Raw genomic sequence first — 2,348 nt, 5'->3', positions numbered from 1 at the left:
TCGGCTTCGGCCCGGCGGCGGAGGGCGATGCCCGCAGCGCCGGCGTCTTGCGATCCGCCGCCCTGACCGTGACCGGGCGGCCCTCGAGCTTCCAGGTGCGGCTCACCGGCCCGGCCGGCGCGGCGCTCGGCGCCTGCACCGGGGATTCCGGCGGGCCGGTCTATGCATCCGAAGCGGGGCGTTCCGTCGTATCGGGTATCGTGAGCTGGACGACCGGCAGGGGGGCCGCCCGCTGCGGCGCCCTGACGGGCACTGTGCCGGTGGCTCCCCACCGGCGTTGGATCGAGGAAGCCGTTCGCGGCCTTGGAGGTTCCTGATGCGCTTCGTGCCCCCCGCACGTTCCCTTCTGACCGCCGCCGCACTGGCGGCCGGGCTCGCCGCAACACCGGCTGAGGCCATTATCGGCGGCAGCGCCGTCGGGCCGGGCGATGCGCTGGCGCGCTCCTCCGTGCTGATCGTCACCGGCGACGCCAACGGCTGCACCGGCACGATCATCGGCCGCCGCAGCGTGCTGACCGCCGCCCATTGCGTCGCCGGCGCGCGGCTCGCCGTCGTCGCCTTCATCCGTCAGGGGCGGATCATCGCGCTGACGCCCGTGGTGGCCGCCTCGGGCCATCCCGGCGTGCGCAGCCCCAGCGGCGGCACCGCGCCGATCGATGTCGCGGTCCTCACCATGCGCGACCTGCCGCCGGCCGGCTTCGGGCCGGCGCGGCTCGGCGGGCGCGATCCCGCTCCCGGCAGCCGCGTCACCATCGCCGGCTTCGGCCGCCAGCAGCTCGACAGCATGAGGAGTGCCGGCGAACTGCGTCGCGTCACGCTGCCGGTGCTGCAGCGCTCGCCCTCCGGCTACACCGCCCTCGGCGACGTGCAGATGATCGCCCGCGGCTTCGGCCCCTCGGCCTGCCAGGGCGATTCCGGCGGGCCGGCGCTGGCCGGCGGCAGTGTCGTCGGCGTCGTCAGCCTCGTCTCGGGTCCGCCGGAGACGCGCGGCTGCGGCTCGCTGACGGTGGCCATGCCGGTCGTGCCCATCGCGCCCTGGATCCGCAACGCGGTGGCGACCGGCGAAAACCTCGCCCCCGCCAATCCCCGCATCGCCACCCTGCCGCCGCCGCGCGCCCCCGAGCGCCAGGGCCTGCCGCCCTGGGCCCGGATCGACGGCGGCGGGAACTGAGGCGACGGACGATCAGGCCGCCGCCACCTTCAGGAGCTTGATGGCGTCGTAGTCCGCCACGCCGCCGCCGACGCGCTTGGTCGTGTAGAACAGCACATAGGGCTTGGCCGAATAGGGGTCGCGCAGGATGCGCAGTCCCAGCCGGTCGACCACGAGATAGCCGCGGCGGAAGTCGCCGAAGGCGATGGGCGTGGTGCCGGCGCCGATATCCGGCATGTCCTCGGCCTCGGTGACGGGGAAGGTGAAGAGGCCGGCGGCGCCGCCCGCCTGGGCCGGCGGCGACCAGACATAGTGCCCGGCGCCGTCCTTCATCTTGCGCACCACCGCCTGGGTCTTGCGGTTCATGACGAAGCGGCCGTTCTGCCGGAAGCCGGCCTTGAGGGCATAGATCAGGTCGAAGAGCACGTCGGCCGGATCGTCCTCGGGGAAGGCCGCGGCCGCGCCGGTGGCGACGAAGCCGATCTTGCCCCATTCCCAGGCGCCGTTGGCGACGAGGGTCTGGGTGAGGAAGCCGGTCGGCTTGTTGACGCCATTGCCGGCGACGAAGGCCGCCCCCTCCTGCTCGGCGAAGACTGTCTCGACCTCGCCGGCGATCCAGCTCTCGAGGTCCACCGCCGCATCGTCGATGAGGGTCTGGGTCGCCGCCGGCATGGCATAGAGCTCCATGGCCGGGAAGACCTGCTCGGCCAGCACAGGACTGTCGGTCTGGGCGCGCGCCGCCGCCTCGCCGACCCAGCCGGTGGCGGGGCCGCTGCGGGCGAAGGGCCGCTTGAAGGTGGCGCCCGAGACCTGGCGGATCCCGGCAATGGCGCGGATCGGCGACAGGGCCGCGAGGCGCTGCGTCACCGTCGTCTCGATCTCCGGCGGGGCGAGATAGCCGCCGTCCGGGCCGGAGCCGACCGACATGGCGCGGGTTTCCAGCGTCCTGAGGCCAGAGGTCACTCCGCAGCGGATATAGGCCTCGAAGGCGGCTTTATGCTCGGTCGCGCCCGTTCGCAGCTCCAGGCGCTCCGGGGCGAGACCCGGGCGGCGCGCCTCCAGCGCCAGGCGGTCGAGGCGGGCGAGCCGCTCGTCGAGCGCCCGGTCGTTGCGGGCGAGCTTCTCCTAGGTGACGACGTCGGCCGCGCGACGCACGATCTCGGCGAGGCTGGTATGGTTGGCCTCCTTTAAGGCCTCG

2 protein-coding genes and 1 pseudogene are annotated in these 2,348 nt (G+C 73.8%); 2 read left to right on the top strand and 1 reads right to left on the bottom strand.

Annotated features, from left to right (window positions below; genetic code table 11):
* Positions 1 to 68: 68 nt before the first annotated feature.
* Positions 69 to 317, top strand: coding sequence for a trypsin-like serine protease (locus Q8O26_RS20730; RefSeq protein ID WP_371134426.1), 249 nt, complete (start codon positions 69 to 71; stop codon positions 315 to 317).
* A complete protein-coding gene (locus tag Q8O26_RS02980; protein WP_305573322.1) occupies positions 317 to 1,171 on the top strand; it encodes a trypsin-like serine protease in 855 nt (284 codons plus the stop codon). Before Q8O26_RS20730 ends, Q8O26_RS02980 begins: the two co-directional genes overlap by 1 nt.
* Positions 1,172 to 1,183: 12 nt before the next feature.
* Here the strand turns inward: Q8O26_RS02980 and Q8O26_RS02975 are convergent.
* A pseudogene (locus Q8O26_RS02975) lies at positions 1,184 to 2,348 on the bottom strand (phage major capsid protein); the annotation flags it as partial.

Source organism: Phreatobacter sp., from assembly GCF_030691135.1.
In the GTDB taxonomy this organism is placed as follows: Bacteria; Pseudomonadota; Alphaproteobacteria; order Rhizobiales; family Phreatobacteraceae; genus Phreatobacter.
Note: the sequence above shows the minus strand (reverse complement) of the source record. Positions and strands in the feature narration are given on the sequence as shown.

What these genes read in the sequence shown, in the direction of transcription:
- Q8O26_RS02980 (WP_305573322.1), top strand. Translation starts at nt 317, where the DNA reads ATGCGCTTCGTGCCCCCCGCACGTTCCCTTCTGACCGCCGCCGCACTG.